Genomic DNA, 22,113 nt, shown 5'->3' with positions numbered 1-22,113 from the left:
TGTCACCGCAACAGTCGCGGGGGAGCATGGAGAAGTTCCCGGTATCCGCCGATTCATGCCAATAGCCGGGATTATCCGTACTGGCTCGTGTGTCAGCCGGCGGCCAGTCCCGCGACGCCCGCCGCCTCGCCGTTCCCGGCGCTGCGGCGGCACGTCGCCGGTTGGCGGGAGCTGCCCCGCCATGGCCGCCCCTGATCCTCAGACGCGGCCGGGTGCTCGTTCTCCGGGTTCCACGCGCTCCGGCGCTTGGCCTCGGCGAGTGGCGGGAGCCGCCGTTCCGCTGGCTCCGCCCGTGCCGGTGCGGCGATAGCGGCTGGACGGCCGGGGCAGGCCGAGGTGCCCGCGCAGCGTCGCCGACTCGTAGGCGGTGCGGAACGATCCACGCCTCTGCAACTCCGGTACCAGGCCACGGGTGATGGCGCCGAGATCGTACGGGAGCACCCCCGGCCGTAACCGGAAGCCGTCGAGCCCGGCGCTGTGCCAGCCGTCCAGCAGGTCGGCCAGTTCTCCGGGCGTACCGGTGAAGATCTTCGCGTCGGAGGCCAGCGCCGCGCCGTCGAGTTCGTCCAGGCGGGCTTTGCGCGCTCCGGCGCGGCCGGCGTCCCCGTCGAGGAACACCACCAGGTCGGCGAAGGTGCGCAGGGGGTGCCCGGCCGGTCGCCGCGCTGCGGCGGCCGCGTCCCTGACCTGGCCGAGAACGGCCGTGACCTCTTCGCGGGAGTGCGGGGTGAGGTAGACGACGTCGGATGCCTGAGCCGCGAACGTGTACGGACGGGAAGCGTGCGCGAGGCTGGTGACAACGGGCTGGCCCTGCGGCGGCCGGGGGGTGATGGACGGGCCCTTGACGGCGAAGTGCTCGCCCCGGAAGTCGATGTGGTGCACCCGATCGGCGTCGAGGAACCGGCCGGTCGCGGCGTCGCGGATCTCCGCGTCGTCCTCCCAGCTGTCCCAGAGGCGGCGCGCGACCTCGACCACGTCGGCGGCTTCGTCGAACAACGGGCGCAGGCGCCGGGCGATCGACTCCGGATCGCGGACGTCCTCGTCGGTCAGCTGGGGTGTCGTCCGGCGGCCGAAGTGCAGCGCGTCGGCGGCGCGCGACGAGATCCGCGGCCGCCAGCCGGCTCGCCCCCGGCTCACGTGGTCGAGCGTGGCGATGCCGATGGCCAGGTGGAACGGCTCGGTGTGGGTGACGTCGGTCGTCGGCACCAGTCCGATGGCCGAGGTCAGCGGCGCGAGCCGGGCCGCGAGCAGCACGGCGTCCAGGCTTCCGCGCACCTGGTCGGTCCGCTCGTCCGGCAGGTGGAACGCGGCGGACTGCGGGCCGAGAGCGTCCTCCAGCGTCACGAAGTCGAGCAGGCCCCGTTCCGCCTCGACGACGAGTTCGGACCAGTATCCGGAGGAGAAGAGCCCGCGGGGCCGGGCCCCGCTGGAGCGCCACGCCGCCGGATGCCAGCCGGCGCCGTCGAGGGCTACCGCGAGGTGCATCATCGGACTGCCTCCCGGGAGGTGCGGCGGTGCGCGAGGCCGAGATGGTCCCGCAACGTGGTTCCCTCGTAGTCGGCGCGGAAGGCACCTCTCTCCTGCAGCAGCGGCACCACCCGGGTCACGAAGTCGTCGAGGCCGCCGGGTGTGGTGTGCGGCACGAGAACGAAACCGTCGGCGCCGCCGGTCGTGACGAAGTGCTCCATCGCGGTGGCCACCGTGCCCGGACTGCCGACGAACGTCTGCCCGTCACCGACGGCGATGACCAGTTCGCGGATGCTCAGACCCCGGGCCTCGGCGATCTCCCGCCAGCGGCGGGCGGTCGCGGCCCGGTCACCGCGGAAGACCGAATGGCCTTTGAGGAGCAGGTTGCCCGGGAGCGGTTCGACCTCCGGCAGCGGACCGTCGGGATCGTACGCGGACAGATCGCGTCCCCACACCGCCTCCAGGTGCGCGATCGCGGTCTGCGGGCTGACCTGGGCCCGGGTGATCTCGGTTGCCAGCTCGGCCGCCTCCTCGTCGGTGTCGGCGACGACGCAGGTCGCGGTGGGGATGATCTTCAAGTCCTCCGGGCTCCGGCCGTACTTGGCCAGCCGCCCCTTGACGTCCTGGTAGAACGCCCGGGCCTGCGGCAACCGGTTGTACTTGCTGAAGATGACGTCGGCCTCCGCGGCGGCGAACTCGCGCCCCTCGGCGGACTCGCCCGCCTGGATGACGACGGGGTGGCCCTGCGGCCCGGACGGCGTGGTGAACCGGCCGGAGATGTCGAAGTGCCGTCCCGCGTGCGTGAAGGCGCCCGCCCCGGGGCGGATGAACTCGCCCGTCCCGGAATCGGCGGGAATGTCCGCCGGGCTCAGGCTGTCCCACAGCCGGCGCGCCACCTGGAGGAACTCCGCGGCGCGGTCGTACCGGTCCGCCTCGTCCAGGAAGCCGCCACGCCGGAAGTTCTCGCCGGTGAAGGCGTCGAAGCTGGTGACCACGTTCCAGGCGGCACGGCCGCCGCTGAGCAGGTCCAGCGTGGCGAGGCGGCGCGCGACCTCGTACGGCTCGTTGAAGGTGGCGTTGACGGTCGCGGCCAGACCCAGGTGCGTGGTCACCGCGGCCAGGGCGGAGAGCACGGTCAGCGACTCGGGCCGCCCGGCGACGTCCAGCTCGTAGATCCGGCCCTTGTGCTCGCGCAGCCGCAGCCCTTCGGCGAGGAAGAAGAAGTCGAACTTGCCGCGCTCGGCTGTCTGTGCGAGGTGGATGAACGAGTCGACGCCGATCTGGCTGCGCGACCGTGGGTCGGACCAGACGGTGACGTTGTGGATGCCCGGCAGTTGCGCTGCCAAGTGCACGGCGTGTCCTCCTGTGTCGAGGCGGCCGCCCGGCGCTCGCGCCCCGGGGCGGCCGCGTGGCGCTCAAACTCCCGAGGTGGCGGTGTCGAAGCGTACCCGGTTGGTCAGCTCGACGCCGTGCGTCTTGACCTCGATGCGGATGCGGTCGCCGTCGGCGATCCGGAATCCGGTGTGGAAACTGGCCTGGTCCGCGCCGAGCAGCAGGTAGTTCACCAGTCCCGGACGACGCAGGGCGGGATAGGTGAACAGGTGGCCGGTCATGTCCGCGATGCGGTGGTGCAGGGCGTCGCCGCCGCAGTCGAAGTCGCCCTCCCAGGCGGACACCCCGTCGCGTTCGATGATCGTGCGCCCGGACGCGGTGCGCGGCGGCTCCCCCAGGAACAGCCACGGCGCGATCGCCGTGTCGCACAGTTTGCAGTACGGGTTGTAGCCCGGGTCGCGGCGGTGCAGACCGATATCGCACAGGTCGTTGCCGAACGTGTATCCGGCGTAGCGCGGAACTCCCTCGGCGTCGTTCAGGTACACCAGGACCACCTCAGGCTCCTCGATCAGCGCGACCGGCGCCGCCGGCACGGCCAGCGGCTCACCGGGAAGGCGCAGCCAGGAACCGAGGCCCTTGAAGAACCACTTCGGCGGATCGAATTCGGCGGGCTTGGACTTGTGCGTCCCCATGAAGCCGCTCACCAGCGCCTGATCGCCGGTGCCGGGCAGCAGCGGCGGGCGAAGACGCAGATCGGGATCCGCCAAGGTCGTCCGTACCGTCGGCGCCGCCCCGGCGAGCGCCGCCGGAACGTCCAGGAGATCGCCGGCCGCCAGGATCACCTCCCGCAGCCGCCGCTCCGTCACCCGGTGAAGGGTGACCTGGTCGCCCTCGGCCGGGATGCCGAAGCCGACGTGGTGCCCGCCGCGGTACTCGCACTGGAACAGGATGGACATGCGCTCGCCCCCTTCAGGGATGGACGTGGTGGGCCGGCCCGGCGAGGTCGGCCAGGACTTCCTCGATCCGGTCCACTGTCGACCGGATCCACGGCAGGGTCAGCGGGTCGTCGGCGGCCAGCGCCGCCCAGCGCTGCTCGTCGGTCTCGCCGTACAGCTGGCTCGTCGCCAGCCGAAGGCGCAACGGGATGGCCGGCTCGCCGAAGGCGCTCGCCGGCAGCACGCCGATCCCGTAGCGATCGAGCAACAGGCGCACCAGGTCGTCGCCGGTGTGCAGGTCGTACCCCCGGCCGATGGGCGCCCGCAACGGCTCCAGGTCCGGGTAGAGGTAGCAGGTGGCGCGGACCGGGGTGAGCAGCGCCCCCACGGCGCCGAACCGGTCGGCCACCGTGCGGACCACCGCCTCGTGCAGCCGACGGCTGGCGGCGACGTGCGCGGTGATCTCCGCGGGTTCCCCGAGGGCGTACGCGGCCGCCGCCTGCACGGGCGCCGCCGGGCTGGACCAGATCTGGCTGGCCACCCGGACCAGAGCGGTACGGAGATCGCGGCCGAGGTCGCCGTCCGGGAACCGGGCCACGCCGATCCGCCAGCCGCCGAGGGCGAGGTTCTTGGTGAGCCCGGTGGTCGTCACCGTCCGCTCCGGCGCGTACCGGGCGGGCGAGACGGCCGGGTCGGCCGCGTCGAAGACCAGGTCACCGTAAATCTCGTCGGAGACGATGACCAGATCGAGGTCCCGGGCCGTCTCGCCGAGACGCCGCAGGGTATCGCCCGACGCCACCGTCCCGGTCGGGTTGTCCGGCACCGTGACGACCACGCATCGAGGATCGCGCCCGGCCGCCCTGGCCCGGGTGACCGCCGTGCGCAGGGCCGCCGGGTCGGGCACGCCGCCCTCGCCGGGCAGGATCGGGACACCGATGGGCTGCGACCCGGCCAGACGGGCCTGGGCCACGTAGCTGACCCAGCCGGGCACCGGCACCACCGGGTCCCCGCCGATGGCCAGCAGCAGGCCGAAGAGCAGGGGTTTGCTCCCAGGCCCGGCGACGACCAGCTCCGGATCGGTGTCGAGGCCGCGCCGCTGCCAGTAGCCGGCAGCGGCCTCGCGCAGCGCGCTGCCGCCCGGCACCGGGCCGTACGCGTTGAGCTGCGCCGCGCCGGCCAGCATCCGTTGCAGGGCGGGATGGACCGGCAGACCGATCTCGCCGCTGGCCATGCTGATCACTTGCTCGCCGGCGCTGCGCCGCCGAGCCAGCGCCTCGTCCGCGGCCAGGGTGGCGGACATGGTGACCGTGGCACGCTCGGACACCGGTCACACCGCCGAGGCGCCGGGCCGGGCAGAGTAGCGCTGCCGCAACTCGGCCTTGCGTACTTTGCCGGTGAGCGTCTTCGGCAGGGCGTCGACGTGTTCCAGCCGCTGCGGCAGGAAGCGGGCGTCGTGGCCGGCGCGCACCACGCGGGCCTGGATCTCGTCGAGCTCCACATGTCGCGCAGCACGCGCGACCACCACCGCGCAGATGTCGCCGCCCTGCTCCCCGTGCAGCTCCAGCACCGCCGCCTCGACGAGCGCGGGGTGACTGCCGATGACCGCCTCCAGTTCGGTCACCGGCGCCACGGCGCCGTCGCGCACGATGGCGTCGCGGGCCCGGCCGAGGATCCGGATGCCGCCGTGCCCGTCGTCGCGTGCCAGGTCGCCGGTGTCGAACCAGCCGTCGGGGCTGAACTCCGCCGCGTACAGGTCGGCGCGCCTGTGGTAGCCCAGCGACAGGGATGCGCCGCGGACACGCAGCCGGCCCACGCCCGGTTCGACGCCGGCGAGCGGCTCGATCCGTGTCCGCATCGCGTCGATGGGCCGCCCGTTGCTGTGCGCCGCGTGGTCCTCCGGCTCCTCCGGCCGGGTGAAGGTCACCGGGCCGTTCTCGGTCATCCCCCACAGCGAGTAGGTGCGGGCGCCGAGGGCCTCGCGTACGTCGTCGACGAGGTGCTGCAGCACCGGGGCGGAACCCACCACCACATGCCGCAGCGTGCGGACGTCGCGCCGGTGGTCACGCTGGGAGGCGCAGACGTCGGACACCGTCGCCGGCGGGCCGTACAGCAGGGTGGCGCCGTACCGCGCGACCAGGTCGAGCAGCACCTCGTTGCGGCGGACGTCCTGGAAGGCGACGGTTCCGCCGACCAGTACGCCGGCGAGGATGCCCTGTGCGAATCCGGAGTAGTGGCACAGCGGCGTGGAGACGGCCGCCACGAAGTCGTCGGCGAGCCCGAGAGCGTCGACATAGCCGCGGATCGCCGCGTGGATGGTGTTCTGGCTGTGCACCACCCCCTTGGACTCGCCGGTGGTGCCGGAGGTGAACAGCACGGCGAACGGCTCGTCGGGGGTCAGTTGCCGGTCGGCGGGGAGCCGCGGGTCCCGTTCCCGTGCCACGTCCACGAAGTGGCCGGAGAAGCCCAGGGTGCCGTCCTGGTCGGGCCGGTCCACCACCACGACGTGCGCCAGTGCGGGGAGGTCGGCCGCCAGGTCCCGGGCGATCGACGCCAGCGGCGAACCCGACCACTCCGGCACCGTGATGCAGATCCTGGCTTCGGTCAGTGCCAGCCGGTGCCGTAGCTCGTCCGGCGGGCAGATCGGCGAGATCGGGCAGATGACCGCCCCGACCCGCGCGCTGGCGAAGATCAGCGGGACCATCTCCCAGCGGTTGGGCAGCTGGACGGCCACGACGTCGCCGCGCCCGACGCCCAGCGCGTGCAGGGCTTCCGCGAAGCGCTCGGTCAGCTGAGCCAGCTCGGCGTAGTCGAGCGTGTCGGTGCGGGCCGCGGCGACCCGCCGCCCCGCGACGGCGAGCCGATGTGGCCGCTCGCGTACCTGACGCCGCAGGTCGTCGAGGAAGGTGGTGTCGCGCCACCAGCCGCGCCGGCGGAACTCGTCCGCGCCCGGCGCATCCGGCAGGACGCCGGCCGGCGCGGTCACCGCAGCTCCTGGCGCCGGACGGCGAGAAGTTCGGGCAGCGGGTCCCCGGCGGTGGCCGCGGCGATCTCCAGCAGGTCCGTGGTGTTGCGCCGGACGCGGTCGGCGACCCAGTCGAAGACCCACCGCTTGCGTTCCTCGGCGGGCAGTTCGAAGGGCACCGTCCGGGTCACGGCCAGAGCCGCGGCCGCCGCCCCGCCGACATTGGCGACGACGTCCGGGATGAGGGACCCGCCGGCCGCGGCCACCTTCTGCCGGGCCTCGGTGGTGGAGCAGAGGTTGCCGCCCTCGACCACCAGCGGGGCCCGCAGACGGGGCGCGTTGTCGGCGTGCAGGGCGTCCTTGTTCGCGGCGAGCACGAGCAGGTCGGCGTCGACGTCCAGCCAGCCGTCCGGCTCGGCGGAGACGGTGACGTGCTGCGGCAGGCGGGAGCGGTCGATGTGCCCGAGGTCGTCGGTGACGGCGATCAGGTCGGCCACCGGCAGCCGGTCGGCCTTGACCGTGCCGTGCACGTCGGCCACGGCGACGATGTGGTGGCCGCGGTCCTCCAGGAACCGGGCCACCGCCCGTCCCACCGTGCCGAAGCCCTGGATGACGACCCGGGACGCGCCGCGGTGCTGCGCGGCTCGCAGGGCGGTGACGGCGGCCACCCCCACGCCGTGACCGGTGCAGTCGACCAGCGGCTCGTAGTAGGTGCGCCAGTCCATCGGCATGTCCGCGACGCCGGCTCGGCGGCGCGGGTCGTAACCGGCCTCGGCGAAGAACACGGCCCGGTCCGCGGGTGTCACGCCCAGATCGATGCCGAGGTGGATGCCGCCGTGCAGCAGTGGTTTCACGGTGCGGCCGAAGGTGCGGAAGGTCTGCTCGCGGTGCTGCCCGGTGGAGACGATGCCGCCCTTGGCGCCGCCGATGCGCAGGCCCGCGAGGACGAACTTCTCGGTCATGCCGTGGGCGAGGCCGCGGACCTCCTGCTCGGTGACGTTGCCGGTCATGCGGACGCCACCCATGGCCAGCCCGTCGACGAGCGTGTCGACCACGACCCAGCCGCGCAGCGGACCGCCGCTGCCGTTGAGGGTGACGACGAACGCCGGCTCGGCGCTTTCCGGAGAACTCATGCCAGAACCTCTCGATCGATCGATGATTACTGATAAAGCTGGGCAAAGCCCCGCAAGATCTCCATGCCGTCGGTGCGGAACTCGAGGTGGGCCTGCGATCCGTAGACCCGTCCGTCGTCGGAGCGCAGGAACTCCACCGGGGCGTGCCCGGAGCGACCGATGGCGCGGAACCCGGGAGGCGCCTGCCGCACGTACAGGGTGTGCCGGTGGAAGACCGTCACCGTCGGCTTGACGTATGCGAACAAGGGGTCCGCGACATCGACCTGCACCTCGTAACCGCCGACGCGTTGCGGCCCCTCCGCCAGCCGTGCCCCGTGGGCGACGGCGATGATCTGCATGCCGCCGCAGATGCCGAAGACTGGGATGTCGGCGTCCGTCACCAGGTCGACGAGCGGCCGGTAATGGTCCTGGTCGAAGGCACGGACCTTCGTCCCGCTCAGGACGAGAGCCTGGTAGCGGGAGCCGAGACGGTCCGGCACCGACGCCGCGTCCACCGTGTCCGTCTCCGAGCCCAGGGCCTCGAAACGCCGCCGCAGTTGCGGCAGCGACAGGGTGCCGTTGTTGATCACGAGAACTCGGGATGGCGCCACGAGGCCCGCTCCTCTCGCTCGGTGCCGGTGATGACCGTGCCGGTGCGTTCGGCCAGCAGCTCGGAGACCGAGGCGCTGCCGATGACGACCTTGCCGACGCCGCGGTCGAGGGCTTCACCGGCGGCACGCAGCTTCTTGCGCATTCCGCCGGTGGCGCCGCGGTCCCGGAAGGCGGCGGCGTCCCCGGCCGTGATGCGGGACACGGGACGCCCGTCGATCAGCAGGTGGGCGACATCGGTGACCAGCACGAGCGCCGGCGCCGAGAGCGCTCCGGCGACCGCCGCGGCGGCCCGATCGGCGTCGGTGTTGACCTCCTGACCTGCGGGGTTCAGCGCCAGGGGGGTCAGCACGTGGCAGTGCCCGGGCCGCAGGTCCGTCAACGTGCCGGGAGCCACCGCCGTGATCGGCCCGACCAGGTTGCTCAGCTCGACGAGCTGCTTGCCGCGCCACCACCAGCGTTCGCCCTCACCGGCGCGGACCAGGCCGTCGCTGCCGAACACGTGCGTGGTGGCGACGCCCCGGGCGGTCAGCAGACCGGCGACCTGCTCGGCGAGTGTGGTGCTGACCGTCCTGATGTCGGCGATCACCTCCGGCGTCGTCCACCGGCTCTGATTGCCGTAGCGGTCCCGCAGGATCGCCGACGGCTCGGCGTATTCCGGCCGGAGCCGCTTGAGCGGCTTGGACCAGCCGTGCACGAGGACGAGCGGATGATCGCCCGCGTGCGCGGCGAGGTCGTCCCACCAGGGGGCCGGCATCGCCTCCAGGGTGGAGCCGCCGAGCTTGACCACCAGGGGGCGCGGACCGATCATGCCGGCATCACCGGTTGCATCGTCAGGCCCGTCTCCTCCGGCAGGGAGAAGCGCCGGTTGAGCGCCTGCACCGCCTGTCCGGCGGCGCCCTTGACCAGGTTGTCCAGGGCGGCCAGCACGACGATCCGGCCGCCGTCCGGGTCGTGCATCGCGGTCACGTCGCAGTAGTTGGACCCGAGCACCGCCTGGGGGTCGGGCACCGGGATCAGCGTCTCGGTGTGGCGGCGGACGCGGACGAAACGGTGGCCGGAGTAGAACCGCACGTACGTACGCTGCAGCAGGCGCGTATCCACGTCGTCGTCGGTGAACACGTAGCAGCTGGCGAGCAGTCCCCGAACCTGGGCCACCCCGTAGGCCGACATGGCCAACGTGCCGATCCGCCCGGGTTTGCCGCGATCCAGGAAGTCGCTGACCTCCGCCGAGTGCCGATGCCCGGTCGGCGCATACGGGGCGATGGCTCCGTGCCGCAGCGCATGCAGGTCGGCGGTCCTCAGCTGGAGGCCACCTCCGCTGGAGCCGCTCTTGCCGTCGACGACCACCGTGCGCAGGGTCAGCCCCAGGCCGAACACCAGCGGGGCCAGCCCCAGCGTGATCGCGGTGGCGTAGCACCCGGGCAGGGAGATCAGCGCGGCGCCCGGCAGCTGGTCGCCGATCAGCTCCGGCGCGCCGTACACGAACCGGTCGGCCAGCCCGTCGAGCCGATGCACGGAGGGGTACCAGCGCCGGTGCAGCTCGGGATCGCGGATACGGAAGGCGCCGCTGAGATCGATCAGGCACGGCACGCGGTCGGCCAGCCGCGCCGCGAGATCCGCCGACACCGGCGCGGGGGTCGCCAGCAGGACCACGTCGCAGCGGCGCGCCAGGTCGTCGGCGATGTCGCCGGACACCGATTCGACCGTCAGCCCGACGTCGAACCGCAGGCCGGGGTGCAGTTCGGCCGGTCGCCGTCCGACGTGCGACGAGCCGCCGAGGAAGGTCAGCTCCAGTTCCGGGTGCTGAGATATCAGGCGGATGAGCTCACCGCCGGCGAGCCCGGCGGCGCCGATCACGCCGACCCTGATCATCCGATCACCTCCTGCAGGTAGCGGGCGATGGCGGCCGGGATGTCCAGCTCGCTGCTGGCCGCGATGGCCCGGAACGCCGGTGCGTGATTGACCTCGTTGACGACGAAGCCGTCCGGTGTCTGGAACAGGTCGATGCCGTAGACGCCCTCGCCGAGCACATCGACCACGCCGTCCACGACCTTGTCGATCTCGGGGCGGTGGGCGACACGGCGGTTGCGGTTGCCGAGCGCCGCGTTGCTGCGCCAGTCCCCGCCGGCGCTGCGGAACTGCGCCGCGGCGACCAACTGGCGCCCGACGACGAAACAGCGCACCGACGACCCGCCGTCCAGGAACGGCTCCACCAGGCTCGCCTGCTCGAAGCCGTGCCCGAGATCCTCGATGTAGTCGTAGACCGACTGCGCGGTGTCGGCGTCACGCAGCAGGGTGACGCGCTTGCCCATCCCGCCGAACACGGGCTTGAGCACCAGGGGCAGCGGCATGGCCGCCAGCGCCTTGGTGAAGTCGGCGCGGGACAGCACGAGGCGGTAGTCCGGTACCGGCAGGCCCGCCGATCCCAGCAGGACGCGCAGGGACAGCTTGTTCTCGCAGGCGTGGATGGCCCTCGCCGAGTTCAGCACGGGGATCCGCGCCGCCTCGGCCGCGGTGGCGATCAGGCCACCGCGGGTGTAGCTGCGGCTGCGGATCAGGGCGGCGTCGACGCCCCGCAACGCCCCCGACGCCGGCTCACCCACGCACAGCGCTCCGTCGTCGGCCCAGATCAGCCGTAGCCCGTGGGCGGCCGCGGCCTCGATCAGCAGGCGTTCCTCCCAGCCGATCCGATCGGCGACGAGGGCTATGTCACGCATCACTGGCCCCAGTCACGGAGCTGGACCTCGACCATCCGCAGCCGCAGACGGCCGTCGCTGATCTCCTCGACCCGCAGGGTGAGCAGGCATTCGGGACAGGAGAGCGTCTCTCCGGGAACGATCGGTGGCGTGCTCAGCTCGGTCTCGCACTCCGGGCACACGCCGTTGAGCAGGATCGTGGACATGGTGTTCTCCCGCGGTTGTCTGTGGTGGTCAGAGAGACTGGAAGTCGACGGCGGCCTTGCGAACCCCGTCCCGGTCCAGTGCCGGCCCACCGGCCCGCTCCTGACGAGCGGTCAGCCAGGAGGTGAAGGCGTCGACGTCGACGCTGATGCCCGAGTCGGCGAGGGCCCACTGGACCAGGGGAGGCGTGAGGCGAGTCCGGACACGCAGGTCCCGCTTGTTGCCCACCACGTCCGGGGGCAGCGTCTCGTACGCGTCCGGGTGGGTGAGTTGACCGGGCAGCTCGTAGGCGTACGCCTGCGGGGAGGTGGGTCCGGGCTGGAACGCGTCACCCAGCCGCGCGCCCCGCAGCGCCGCCCGCGACAGCTCGGTCAGGTGGGACAGGTCGAAGCGTTCGTCGCCGTGGATGACCCGCAGCGAGGTGAGCAGTTCGGCCAGGGGAGCGTTGCCGCCGCGCTCGCCGATGCCGCCCACGGTCGCGGAGATCCAGGCCGCTCCGGCCCGGTACGCCGCGAGCGAGTTGGCCACCGCCATGCCGAGCATGTGATGCGAGTGGATCTCGATCTCGGAGCCCTCGACGGCGGTGAGATCCGCGACCACCTCTTCCATCTGCCAGGGTGACAGGGACGCCACCGTCTCGGCGAGCCGGAACCGGTCGGCGCCCGCCGCGAAGCCGGCCGTGACGTAGGGAACCAGCCGTTCCCGTGGTGTGCGCGCGCCGTCCTCGCCGCTGAAGGTGACGTGGAACCCGCGGTCCTTGGCCGCGATGATGGCGGCGCGCGCCACCGCGGTCAGCAGCTTCAGGCTCGGTGAGCCCAGTTTGAGCTCCGCGTGCCGGGCGGAGGTCGGGATGGAGAGCATCACCGATCGCACGCCGAGCCGCGCGGCCTCGTCCAGCGCCGTCGCGACCTGCTGGCGGTCCCGGACCACGACCAGTGACAGGCTGCGTTCCGGTCCCACCGCCTCGTGGACCGCCGTGATGAGGTCCGCGTCCTTCGACGACGGCCCGGAGATCATGCCGACCTCGACCAGCTCGACACCGGTGCGAACCAGAAGATCCGCGATGTACGCCGCGTCCTTCGGGCCGAATTCCACGCCCGCCATGTGCGCGGAATCACGCAATGTGGCATCGGATATGTGCGGCAAGTTTTCGGACATTGCTGTCTATCCTCCCAGAGCAGCGGACTGCATTCAGCCTCTCCCGCACACCCGCATCGGGTCAACGAGCGGAACGTCAGGGATTGTCAAGAACGTTCAGGGAGGCGCAGTCGCAGAAAATGAATGCAAAAAATCCGGCACGGCCGCGAATGCGGGTTACGGTGGCCGTCGAACTCATCACAGTGAATGGGGAAGACAATGGACCTCGTCGCGTTGCCGCGACTCGGCGTCGTCGTGCCGCCGGAGAATCCCACGGCCGAGCCCGAGTTCAACCAGCTCCTCGGGTCCGGCGTGAACGTCTACGCGGCCCGTTTCCCCGGCGCCCGCGGAGCCGGCCTCCGAGAGACCCTGCAGGCGTGGAACGACGCGCTGCCGCAGACGCTCGCCCAGTTCGGCGGCATGCGCCTGGACGCCGCGATCGTGGCCTGCAGCGCGTCGCACTACCTGCTCTCGCCGCGCGGCGACCGCGCGTTCTGCGACCGCCTGAGCCAGAGCGCCGGCTTTCCGGTGCAGTCCTCGACCCAGGCCATCCTGGCGGCGTGCGAGGCGTCGGGGGTGGAACGCCTGACCCTGGTGTCACCGTACGAGCCGTGGCTGACCGAGACGTCGCGGGCGTTCTGGACGCAGGCCGGCCTCGACGTCGTGGGCGTCGTGCCGGTGCCGGCCGCCGACGGCTTCGACCCGTACCGGGTGACCACCGCCGACATCCTCGGTCGCATCCGGCGGCACCGGCTGCGCGACGACGCCGCGCTGCTGTTCACGGGCACCGGAATGGGCACCCTGCCGGCCCTGGAGGCGCTCGCCCGCACCACCGGCCAGGTGCTGCTGAGCTCGAACCTGGCCGGCGCGTGGTGGACGTCCCGCGTGCTCGGCAAGGAGCCCGGTCACCCCCTGCTGCGCCGGTTGCCGCCGGTCTCCCGGGTGGCCGCCGGTTCCAGCTCGGCGCAGCCCCGCCCGATCTGGTAGCCCACACCGCGTACGGTGACGATCCACTGCCCGCATCCGAGTTTCGCGCGCAGACTACTGACGTGCGTGTCGATGGTCCGGCTGGTGGTGGCCCAGTGGTCACCCCAGACCCCGGTCATCAGCTCCCTGCGGGACACCACCGTCCCGGCTCTCGCGGCCAGGGCGTAGAGCAGGTCGAACTCCTTGGACGTGACGTCGACGCGGTGTCCGCTCAGCCGCACGTCGCGGGTGGTGCGATCCAGGTACAGGGGTGGCAGGGAGATCGTCTCGGGCGCCGCCGGCCGCGGATTGACCCGGCGCATCACCGCCTCCACGCGGGCGATGAGCTCCCGCCACCCGCAGACCCGGGGTACACAGTCGTCGGCGCCCGCCTGCAGCGCGAGAATGCGCTCCAACTCGTCACCCTGCTCCGCCAAGGCGATGATGCCGGCGGTTCCTTCCGAGCGGATGGAACGGCAGACCTCGAGGCCGTCCATATCCGGCAGATCGAGACTCAGAATCACCAGATCGACATCCCGATGAATGCGCAGGGCCTCCGCCCCGCTATTGGCGCTGCGAATGGCGTACCGGCGTTTGTTCAAATTTTTGGCGAACGCTTCGGCGGCTGCGGTCTGCGCAACCACGAGCACTTTCGTCGCATCGGACACAACGATTTCCACCTCGCGGACGGACTCGACGGAACGTGGGCGGTTCAGGAGCAGGCCGCGGTGGCCTCCGGGGGTGCGGTCGTCAGGCGTCGATACGCGTATGCCGCCGAGGCCATCGTCATGTGGTGATGCCAGCCCGGGAAGGACCGGCCCAGGAAGTCCCGGGCCCCGAAGCAGCGGCTCATCGCGGCCGCGGCGGCGCGGGTGTCCTCGGCGGCGCCGGCGAGTGCCCGTGCGGCACGCCGCGGCGTGAGGGTGGTCAATACGTACCGGACCGGCCCCCGACCGTCCTGGCCCGCCCACTCCATCGCCTGATAAGTACGCGATTCGGCGTCTGCCTGCCGGGGCCCGCCCAGGCGCACCGTCGCGGAGACCGGCGGCGTCCGGCGTGCGGGCGGGACCGAGCCGGATCCGGTGCGAGCGGGTCGCCGGCTCAGCAGGTCACCGACCGGCACCGCGGCGGCGCTGCCGCCACCGGAACGGGTCTGCCGCTCCGGGGTCACCTCTTGCTCCGGGGTGACCTCGCAGACCACGTCCAGACGGCAGTGGGCGAGGGCGGCGAGCACGCCGGAGACGTCCGGCGGCGCGAGGGGCACCGCGAAGATCCACGGCAGATTCGGCAGCTGTCCCTGGGTGACCTCGCCGACGAACTCCATCAGGTACGCCCACCGGGCCCGGGCCGTCACGTCCTTCGGTATGCGGGCCCGCTGCCGACGCTGCCGGTCCTTGACCCAGGCGTCGCCCAGCAGGAGCCGCCAGCTCACCGGGAAACTGTCCCGCTCGGTGGAGAGGAACAGGCCGAAGGCCCGCTGCCCGCTGACCGGGCGCCCGGTTCCGGTGTCCACGGTGTCGTGCACGCCCACCACGCTGGGCCCCTGCCTCGGGAGGAAGAGCTCGGTCACCGTCCACGCGGCGGGCATGGTGTGGGCGCAGATCTGCCGGGCCAGCGCCTGGCGCACCGGCTCCCACGCCCAGGAACTCACGTTGACGAACTGGTGCAGCCGGTGCGCGGCGGCGGCGGGGAGCGACTGCGCCGCGGCCAGTTGCCGGGGGGTCGCTCCGTGCGGGGCGCTCAGCAGCCCGCGCAGGTACGTGCGGGCCCAGTGCCGCTGATCGGCGCGCGGCAGCGGCTGGAAAACCCCCTCCAGGAACGTCTGCTGCCAGAGGGCGCCGATCTCCCCGTCACGCATCTCGGCAACCATCCGGTCCACACCCCCGCCACCATGAGTGACCTTCAAGGCACGATGCGCGCCCCTGGAGAAAAATACCTTTGTGAAGGTCAATTTCCAGGGCTGGTGACGGGATTCGAGAAGTCCCTCCTTCACCAGGGCAAACAATCCCTATCGGACCGGTCGGGGAGAGCGAACGTCGTGCTTGATCAAGCGGAGGACCAGCAAGGACGGTCAGAACGACGACACTGTCAACGCGCGGTGACCGTCTCGTGAACGGCGGCCGGGACCACCGGCTCCGCCAGCTCGGCCGATGTCGGCCGCACCTGGGAGCGGACCTCCGCCAGGTACTCCGCCACGGCGTCCCGATTACGAACCAGGGCGTCGATGCGCCGGTTCATCCGGTCCAGCTCCTGTCCGAGCGTGTCGATGATCTCCGGGGTCGCGTCGGAGAACACGATGACTCGCGGCTTGTCGAGACAGGGCAGGATCTGCTTGATCACCCGGGTCGGCAGGCCCGCGTCGAGCAGGCCCCGGATCTGCAGCACACGGTCGGCGAGCCGCTCGTCGTAAGAGCGGTAGCCGTTCGCGCACCGTTGCGAAACAATGAGGCCCTGCTCCTCGTAATAGCGAAGCAGGCGCCGCGAGGTGCCGGTTCGGGCGGAAAGCTCACCAATTCGCATGTGATGCACCTCGCATCAGGGGGCGTTGACCTTCACACTTGTGTGAAGGTTTGAGCATACCGGGCATGGCAACGGAAAGCACCGACCTGACACTCGAGTCCCGTGCGCCGGCCCGGCCCGGGACGTTCCCGATGTCCGCGCTGCTCGCGCTGGCCACCGCGGTCTTCATCACCAGCCTGACCGAGACGCTGCCCGCCGGCGTCCTGCCCGCGATGAGCGACAGCCTCGACGTGAGCGAGTCGGCCACGGGCCAAGCCGTGACGATCTATGCGCTCGGCACCGCCGCGACCGCCATACCGCTGACCGCCGCCACCGCCGGCTGGCGCCGCAAGCACCTGCTGCTCACCGCGATGGCCGCGTTCGCCGTCGCCAACACGGTCACCGCCGTGTCCTCCAACTATCCACTGACCATGGTCGCCCGGTTCGTCGCCGGGGTGGCCGCCGGGCTCGCCTGGGCCCTGCTCGCCGGCTACGCCCGCCGCCTCGTCCCGCCGAACCTGCAGGGCAAGGCAGTCGCCATCGCCATGGCCGGCATACCCGTCGCTCTCTCCCTGGGCGTCCCGGCGGGCACCTTCATCGGCCAGACGCTGGGCTGGCGGGCGGCCTTCCTCGCGATGACCGCACTCACCCTGCTCCTGCTGCTCTGGATCACCGTCGCCGTTCCCAACTTCGCGGGCCAGCACGCCGACGCACGGACACCGATGCTGCGCGCGCTCTCTGTCCCCGGCGTCGTGCCGGTCCTGGTCGTCACCCTCGTCTTCGTGCTGGCACACACCATCCTGTACGCCTACGTCGCCACGTTCCTCCAGCACGTCGGGATGGCCGACGCCACGGACGTGGTGCTCCTGGCCTTCGGGATCGCGTCCCTCGCCAGCATCTGGTTCACCGGCGCCCACATCGACCGGCGCCTGCGTGCGCTGAGCATCGCCAGCGTCCTGCTGATCGGGGTCGCCGCGGCGATACTCGGCACCCTGGCGGAGAGCGACGCCCTCGTCTACGTGGCGGCCGCGCTGTGGGGCCTGGGCTGGGGCGGAGTACCCACCCTGCTCCAGACCGCCGCCGCGGACGCCGGGGGCGAGGCCGCCGACTCCGCCCAGGCCATGCTCGTCACCCTCTGGAACGTCGCCATGGCCGCCGGCGGGATCATCGGCGGCATCCTGCTCGACACCCTCGGCGCCGGCTCGTTCCCCGGCAGCGTGCTGCTGCTGCTGGCACCGGTCCTGATCATCGTCGTCGCGGCGCGCCGGCACGGCTTCCCGGCCGCACGCCCGAACAGCTGAGCGGCCACGCCGCACCGACCCGACACCCCGGCGTCGGTGGGGCGCTCAGCGAGCCGGCGCGGTTGCGTACCGCGCCGGCTCAGCCCGGACCATCGTCCGCGGCCGCCGACGCACCACGGCCTCGCCCCGCGCGAGACCGGCGGAGCGAGGCCCGGCCGCGTCGCATCATCGAACAGTTTTACGGCGTCGCGGGCGCCAGTTCCGCCCTTCGACCGAACCGATGGCCGTCCACTCACCCATCTGCCGGTCCGTGATGTGGCGGCAGGTAGGCGGCTGAGCCGGCAGTCCGTGGCCCGGACGGCCGATGGCCCCGCCAGTCGAGGCGGGGCCATCGGTGAACGGGGTCAGGCAGGCAGTTGATAGGAGGTGGGCGCGGACCGGTTTCCGTCCCGGTCCACCGCCACCACCTGGACCTGCTTCGCTCCCGATAGCGGGCTCACGCTCGCCACCCCACGCACAGCGGCCACCTTCGTCCAGGTGGTGGTGCCGTCGAACGCGTACTCGAAGTGGTCGACGGCGCCGCCGGTCGAACGCAGCGACAGCACGTCACCCGGTGCGGGATCGGCCGGGTAGAGCTGCACGGTGTGGTCGTCCCAGAGCGCGACGACATCACGGGGACCGGTGCCGGTCTGTGTGAAGGATCCGGCGGCCAGACCTTCGGCGGCGGTGAGCGTCCCGGCGGCCCGATAGGGCTGCGAGCCGCCGACCGTGGCGTCCGCGACGCGCGGGTAGACGAACGCGCTGCCTGCTCGCCAGCGGACCGCGAGGTCGTCGAGGGGATCGCCGGCGAAACGGCCGACCGTCATCCCGACCGAATCCGACCATCCTCCTCCGTCAGCGGTGCGCAGCACGACGCTGTTGCCGAGCCCACCGGTGCCGTTTCCGGGATACAGGTAGACGCTGCCCGCGGTCCAGCGCACGACGAGATCGTCGTACTTGTTGCCCTTCGCGTCCGCGCCGGTCAGGTCACCGCCGCCGACCATCTCCACCGCGTCGGACCAGCCCTCGGCGGCCGAACGCATGACGGTCTGCGTGCCGAGATGCCCAGCACCGTCACCAGGCGACAGCGTGACCGAGCCGTCCGCCCAGCGCGCCACGATGTCGTCGTGGCCGTCACCGTTGTAGTCGCCGGCCACCAGGTCGCGGGCGTTCTTCCAGAAAGCGCCGGCCCCGATCTGCACGCTGGAGCTGGCGAAACCGGATTCGGTGCCGCGATAAGCGGAGAGCGTGCTGGACTCCCTTCGGATCAGCAGGTCGTCACGACCGTCGTCGCCGAGGAGATCGCCGGCGATGACGTCGGCCGTGTCCTCCAGGCCGGCGCCGAACCCGTCGACCCGCATGAAACCGGACGGGCTGGTGGGGTTGATGCCGCCGCCCGGGGTGCTGTAGATGAACAGGTCGTCCTTGCGGGCATCGGGCAGGCCGGCGTTCTGCGGGGCCTTGGCGTCGATGTTGCTCCAGCGGACCGCGAGGTCGTCCTGGCCGTCGCCGCTGAGGTCGCCGACGACATCGTTGACCGCCCAGATCGGCGCGGGGGTCTGCTGCTGCTGGATCGTGACCGGCTCGCCCAGGGTGAGCGTCGCCGGGACCGTCGTCGGCGGGCTGACCGTCAGCTTGTAGCTGACCAGGTCGCCGATGCTGTGGCGCACGACGATGTCGTCCCGGCCGTCGTGGTCCACGTCGCCGGCCAGCAGGCCGTTCGGCCGGGCCTTCGCGAAGTTCTTCGGATCGTTGACGGGGGCGGACGCGTCGTACAGCGTGCCGACACCCATGAGGGGAAGCGAGTCCCCGAGGCCGATCCCGGTGTCCAGGCCCGGATAGAAGTACAGACTGCCCCGGCTCCATTCGACGAGCAGATCGTCGCGTTCATCGCCGTTGAAGTCGCCGACGGCGAGGTCCCGGGCGTCCGAGAAGAAATTGTTGGATTTGAGCATGGTCCAGTCGGAGAGATGACCGTCGTTGTCGCCCGGATACACGAAAATGGTGCCCGAGCTCCAGAGAATGGCAACGTCGTCGTCCTGGTCCCCGTCGAAGTCGCCGGTGACGATCTTCAAACCGTCCGACCAGCCCTGATCCGCGGGCACGAGCGTGACGGGCCGCCCCAGCCGGCCGCCGCCGAGTCCGGGGTAGACCTGCACGTCGCCGGTCCAGCGCCGGACCAGCACGTCTGCGACCTGGTCCTTGCCGGTGAAGCGCCCGAGCGACATGTCCCGCACGCCGCGCCAGCCGTGGCTGTCGGCGGTGCCGAACCAGCCGAGCGGACGGACCTGGCGCACGTCCGGCGCGGACGGCTGGGCCGCGTCCACCCACACGCCGTCGCCGCGCAACGCGCGGTGATCCGGGATCCGGGTGAGAGTGCCGTCGATGGGCGTGATCACCCGGCGACCGCTCCACGAGATGCTGGCCGAGCTCGCGAACAGGTAGTCGAACTTGCGGATGGTGTCGCCGGTGGTCGGTTCACCCGTCCGGCACGCCGCGAGCCGGCGACAGCTGTCGGTGAAGTACCGGCGATTGGCCTGGTCGACCTCGGTGAACCGGCCGTCGCCGCCGCCGATGCCGTAATAGGCGTTGAGCTGGGGATCGAAGGGGTCGGCGTTGAAGTCGCCGCCGAGGATCACCGGCCGGCCGGCCGCCCAGCGCTGAATCTGCGCGACGGTCTCATGGGCGCCCTCGTCGGCCAGCACGGAGTCGTTGTGCACGTTGCAGACCAGAGCCTGGCGTCCGCCGACCGGCGCGGGGACACAGAGCAGCCCGCGCAGGTCGCCCATCGGGTGCCATTCGCCCGCGCTGAATTCCGAATAGTGGGTGGCTCGCAGCACCTTGGTGAGCGGCGTCGCGGCGCTTCCCTTGTAGAAGATCGCCGTGCCGAAGCTCTTGTCCGCGTTGGCGTCGTCCCAGTGGTGACAGGCGTAGCCGACGTCGCGGAATTTGAGCCAGGCGACCTGATAGCCGCTGAGCTGGGCGCGGATCAGGTCACGCTGGCCGGCACACATCTCCTGGAACATCATGACGTCCGGAGTGGTGGCGCCGCCTTCGGTGAGGATCTGGGTCTTGAGCCGCGTGACCCACGCCTTGGAGTCGGCCAGGCCACCTGTGCGGTACATGCAGCCCTCTTGGCGGGGGCCCGTGTACTCACCCGGCGCGTTGCCACCGCAGACGTTGAAGGTCAAGATCCGGAAGGGTGCGGACGTCGCCGCCTGAGCGGGCTCGGCGGGGCCGACGCCGAGCCCGGCGATCCCTAGAAGGGTGATCGCCAAGCAGGCCAACCACGAACGAATACGCATCTGACATCTCCCCGGTGGCTGATGAACCGGGCGACATTAGCAACCGGCCGCTGACGCGGAGGGGCCCGCGGCAGAAGCCGCGGGCCCCTCCGCTGGTTGAAGCGCCGCCCTCCCGCCACTCGCCGGTCTCGCCGCCCGTCACCGCGGCCAGCGAGATCGGGTCGGTCTCGTCGCAGATCACCATGTCCTCGGCGTCGAGCGCGCGGGCGAGGCCGTCCAGGGTGGTCACCGCCCTGCTCGTCGTGGTGCTGTTCCGGGGAGCGGCGTCAGAGGCGCCGGCCGAGGACGACCGTCAGCTGTCGCCCGGCGCGGGTTCCGCGGCGGTCGTGTCGACGTAGGCCAGGACGGAGGCGGTGAGCCCGTCGGCGCGCACCGCCAGGCGCAACGCGTCCGAGAGCTGATCGGCCAGCCACAGCCCGCGCCCGCCCGGCGAGTCGGCGCCGGGCAGGCCGGGGGTGCTGTCGGCCAGGCCGGGACCGTGGTCGGTCACGTCGCACGACAGGAGGTGCGCCTCCCGGCGCAGGATCAGGTGGCCGTGACCGCCGCCGTGCCGCACGGCGTTGGTGACCAGTTCGTGGATCGCGAGCACGAAGCCGTTGAGCCGATCACCGGAGAGCCCGGCGGACCGTGCCGCCAGCGTGACGTCGCGGCGCAGCGTGGTGATCTGATCCCGGGCGAACCGTCGATCGATCAGCTCGGTGGCTGGGCCCGCTCCGCTCACGGGTGCTCGCCGGCGTTCATGGCCGCAGACTACACGGACCGCCGCGGTGAACTTCCACCGATGCTCGGCGTCCTGGCGTGGGCGAACGCCTGTGCGAACCCGGAACGCTGCATGCATACTTACGCCGGCCACCACCCGGGCAGCGGCGAGGTGGGCATGCGACGAGTGGCGGAGAGATTCTGTGGGCGACGACCTGACCCTGCCCGATTCCGTGGCGGGCGCCGCGGTGGCCGATCGTGACCTGCGGCAGTTGCTGGCGGGGCTGACCGCCGTGCGCGACGGCGACTTCGGCACCCGGCTGCCCGAGGACGGCGACGGCCTGCTCGGGGAGATCGCCACCGTCTTCAACGGCATGGTGGACCAGCTGTCGCTGTTCACCTCGGAGGTGACCCGGGTGGCCCGGGAGGTGGGCACGGAGGGCCAACTGGGCGGTCAGGCGGAGGTGCCGGCGGTCTCCGGCACGTGGAAGGACCTGACCGACTCGGTGAACGCGATGGCCGGCAACCTCACCGACCAGGTGCGCGACATCGCGCAGGTGGCCACGGCGGTGGCCCGGGGCGACCTGTCGCAGAAGATCACCGTGGACGTCCGCGGCGAGATCCTTGAGCTGAAGAACACCATCAACACGATGGTCGACGAGCTGTCGTCGTTCGCCGACGAGGTGACCCGGGTGGCCCGGGAGGTCGGCAGCGAGGGCCGGCTCGGCGGGCAGGCGGAGGTGCCCGGGGTCGCGGGCACCTGGCGTGACCTGACCGATTCGGTGAACTTCATGGCCGGCAACCTGACGAATCAGGTCCGCAACATCGCGCAGGTGACCACGGCGGTGGCCCGCGGCGACCTGTCGCAGAAGATCACCGTCGACGCCCGCGGTGAGATCCTGGAGCT

At 71.6% G+C, this 22,113-nt stretch carries 20 protein-coding genes; 3 read left to right on the top strand and 17 right to left on the bottom strand.

The window, feature by feature from the left end:
* Positions 1–198: 198 nt before the first annotated feature.
* From Asi03nite_RS01610 to Asi03nite_RS01555, 12 genes are all read right to left on the bottom strand, one after another.
* Positions 199–1,488, bottom strand: a complete 1,290-nt coding sequence (locus Asi03nite_RS01610; protein WP_203676515.1) for an LLM class flavin-dependent oxidoreductase — start codon at positions 1,486–1,488, stop codon at positions 199–201.
* The gene (locus Asi03nite_RS01605; protein ID WP_203676513.1) at positions 1,485–2,819 is read right to left on the bottom strand and encodes an NtaA/DmoA family FMN-dependent monooxygenase; all 1,335 of its coding nucleotides are present in this window, start codon (positions 2,817–2,819) and stop codon (positions 1,485–1,487) included. Before Asi03nite_RS01605 ends, Asi03nite_RS01610 begins: the two co-directional genes overlap by 4 nt.
* Positions 2,820–2,882: 63 nt before the next feature.
* Entirely contained in the window at positions 2,883–3,755 is an 873-nt protein-coding gene (locus Asi03nite_RS01600) for a hypothetical protein (RefSeq protein ID WP_203676512.1), read from the bottom strand.
* Positions 3,756–3,768: 13 nt separating this feature from the next.
* A complete protein-coding gene (locus Asi03nite_RS01595) occupies positions 3,769–5,058 on the bottom strand; it encodes a pyridoxal phosphate-dependent aminotransferase (RefSeq protein WP_203676510.1) in 1,290 nt (429 codons plus the stop codon).
* A 3-nt stretch (positions 5,059–5,061) separates the two neighbouring features.
* The gene (locus Asi03nite_RS01590) at positions 5,062–6,717 is read right to left on the bottom strand and encodes an AMP-binding protein (protein ID WP_203676508.1); all 1,656 of its coding nucleotides are present in this window, start codon (positions 6,715–6,717) and stop codon (positions 5,062–5,064) included.
* Positions 6,714–7,829, bottom strand: a complete 1,116-nt coding sequence (locus Asi03nite_RS01585) for a Glu/Leu/Phe/Val dehydrogenase dimerization domain-containing protein (RefSeq protein ID WP_203676500.1) — start codon at positions 7,827–7,829, stop codon at positions 6,714–6,716. Before Asi03nite_RS01585 ends, Asi03nite_RS01590 begins: the two co-directional genes overlap by 4 nt.
* Positions 7,830–7,855: 26 nt before the next feature.
* Positions 7,856–8,419 (bottom strand): type 1 glutamine amidotransferase, encoded by a 564-nt coding sequence (locus tag Asi03nite_RS01580; RefSeq protein WP_203676498.1) that lies wholly within the window; start codon positions 8,417–8,419, stop codon positions 7,856–7,858.
* Positions 8,395–9,228 carry an amino acid kinase family protein gene (locus Asi03nite_RS01575; protein WP_203676496.1) on the bottom strand — a complete coding sequence of 278 codons (834 nt, stop codon included), beginning with the start codon at positions 9,226–9,228 and terminating at the stop codon, positions 8,395–8,397. The genes Asi03nite_RS01580 and Asi03nite_RS01575 overlap by 25 nt, the downstream gene beginning before the upstream one ends.
* On the bottom strand, positions 9,225–10,292 hold the full coding sequence (gene argC / locus Asi03nite_RS01570; RefSeq protein WP_203676494.1) for an N-acetyl-gamma-glutamyl-phosphate reductase: 1,068 nt from the start codon (positions 10,290–10,292) through the stop codon (positions 9,225–9,227). Before argC ends, Asi03nite_RS01575 begins: the two co-directional genes overlap by 4 nt.
* Positions 10,289–11,137 (bottom strand): ATP-grasp domain-containing protein, encoded by an 849-nt coding sequence (locus Asi03nite_RS01565; RefSeq protein WP_203676492.1) that lies wholly within the window; start codon positions 11,135–11,137, stop codon positions 10,289–10,291. The genes argC and Asi03nite_RS01565 overlap by 4 nt, the downstream gene beginning before the upstream one ends.
* Positions 11,137–11,322: a hypothetical protein gene (locus tag Asi03nite_RS01560; RefSeq protein ID WP_203676490.1), complete on the bottom strand. Its 186-nt coding sequence runs from the start codon at positions 11,320–11,322 to the stop codon at positions 11,137–11,139. The genes Asi03nite_RS01565 and Asi03nite_RS01560 overlap by 1 nt, the downstream gene beginning before the upstream one ends.
* A 28-nt stretch (positions 11,323–11,350) precedes the next feature.
* Positions 11,351–12,478 carry a hydroxymethylglutaryl-CoA lyase-like TIM-barrel protein gene (locus tag Asi03nite_RS01555; RefSeq protein ID WP_275409301.1) on the bottom strand — a complete coding sequence of 376 codons (1,128 nt, stop codon included), beginning with the start codon at positions 12,476–12,478 and terminating at the stop codon, positions 11,351–11,353.
* 198 nt (positions 12,479–12,676) lie between these two features.
* Here Asi03nite_RS01555 and Asi03nite_RS01550 point away from each other — a divergent pair, with 198 nt between their 5' ends.
* Positions 12,677–13,444, top strand: a complete 768-nt coding sequence (locus Asi03nite_RS01550; RefSeq protein WP_203676488.1) for a maleate cis-trans isomerase family protein — start codon at positions 12,677–12,679, stop codon at positions 13,442–13,444.
* On the opposite strand, the gene Asi03nite_RS01545 is transcribed toward Asi03nite_RS01550, so the two are convergent.
* From Asi03nite_RS01545 to Asi03nite_RS01535, 3 genes are all read right to left on the bottom strand, one after another.
* Entirely contained in the window at positions 13,363–14,103 is a 741-nt protein-coding gene (locus tag Asi03nite_RS01545) for a response regulator transcription factor (RefSeq protein WP_203676486.1), read from the bottom strand. The genes Asi03nite_RS01550 and Asi03nite_RS01545 overlap by 82 nt on opposite strands.
* A 32-nt stretch (positions 14,104–14,135) precedes the next feature.
* Positions 14,136–15,281, bottom strand: coding sequence for an IS701 family transposase (locus Asi03nite_RS01540; protein ID WP_203676484.1), 1,146 nt, complete (start codon positions 15,279–15,281; stop codon positions 14,136–14,138).
* Between the two features lie 230 nt (positions 15,282–15,511).
* Complete coding sequence (locus Asi03nite_RS01535; protein WP_203676482.1) at positions 15,512–15,943, bottom strand: MerR family transcriptional regulator; 432 nt, start codon at positions 15,941–15,943, stop codon at positions 15,512–15,514.
* Positions 15,944–16,008: 65 nt separating this feature from the next.
* Between Asi03nite_RS01535 and Asi03nite_RS01530 the strand changes: the two genes are divergently transcribed.
* On the top strand, positions 16,009–17,223 hold the full coding sequence (locus Asi03nite_RS01530) for an MFS transporter (protein WP_203676480.1): 1,215 nt from the start codon (positions 16,009–16,011) through the stop codon (positions 17,221–17,223).
* A gap of 344 nt (positions 17,224–17,567) precedes the next feature.
* On the opposite strand, the gene Asi03nite_RS01525 is transcribed toward Asi03nite_RS01530, so the two are convergent.
* Both Asi03nite_RS01525 and Asi03nite_RS01515 read right to left on the bottom strand, forming a co-directional pair.
* Complete coding sequence (locus tag Asi03nite_RS01525; protein ID WP_373872074.1) at positions 17,568–20,507, bottom strand: FG-GAP-like repeat-containing protein; 2,940 nt, start codon at positions 20,505–20,507, stop codon at positions 17,568–17,570.
* A 292-nt stretch (positions 20,508–20,799) separates the two neighbouring features.
* Positions 20,800–21,228: an ATP-binding protein gene (locus tag Asi03nite_RS01515; protein ID WP_203676476.1), complete on the bottom strand. Its 429-nt coding sequence runs from the start codon at positions 21,226–21,228 to the stop codon at positions 20,800–20,802.
* Positions 21,229–21,409: 181 nt separating this feature from the next.
* On the opposite strand from Asi03nite_RS01515, the gene Asi03nite_RS01510 reads away from it, so the two are divergent.
* Positions 21,410–22,113: HAMP domain-containing protein (locus Asi03nite_RS01510; protein WP_203676475.1), on the top strand; the 704-nt coding region annotated here is incomplete at its 3' end.

The organism is Actinoplanes siamensis (genome assembly GCF_016862395.1).
In the GTDB taxonomy this organism is placed as follows: Bacteria; Actinomycetota; Actinomycetes; order Mycobacteriales; family Micromonosporaceae; genus Actinoplanes; species Actinoplanes siamensis.
This window is presented reverse-complemented; position numbering and strand designations above follow the sequence as displayed.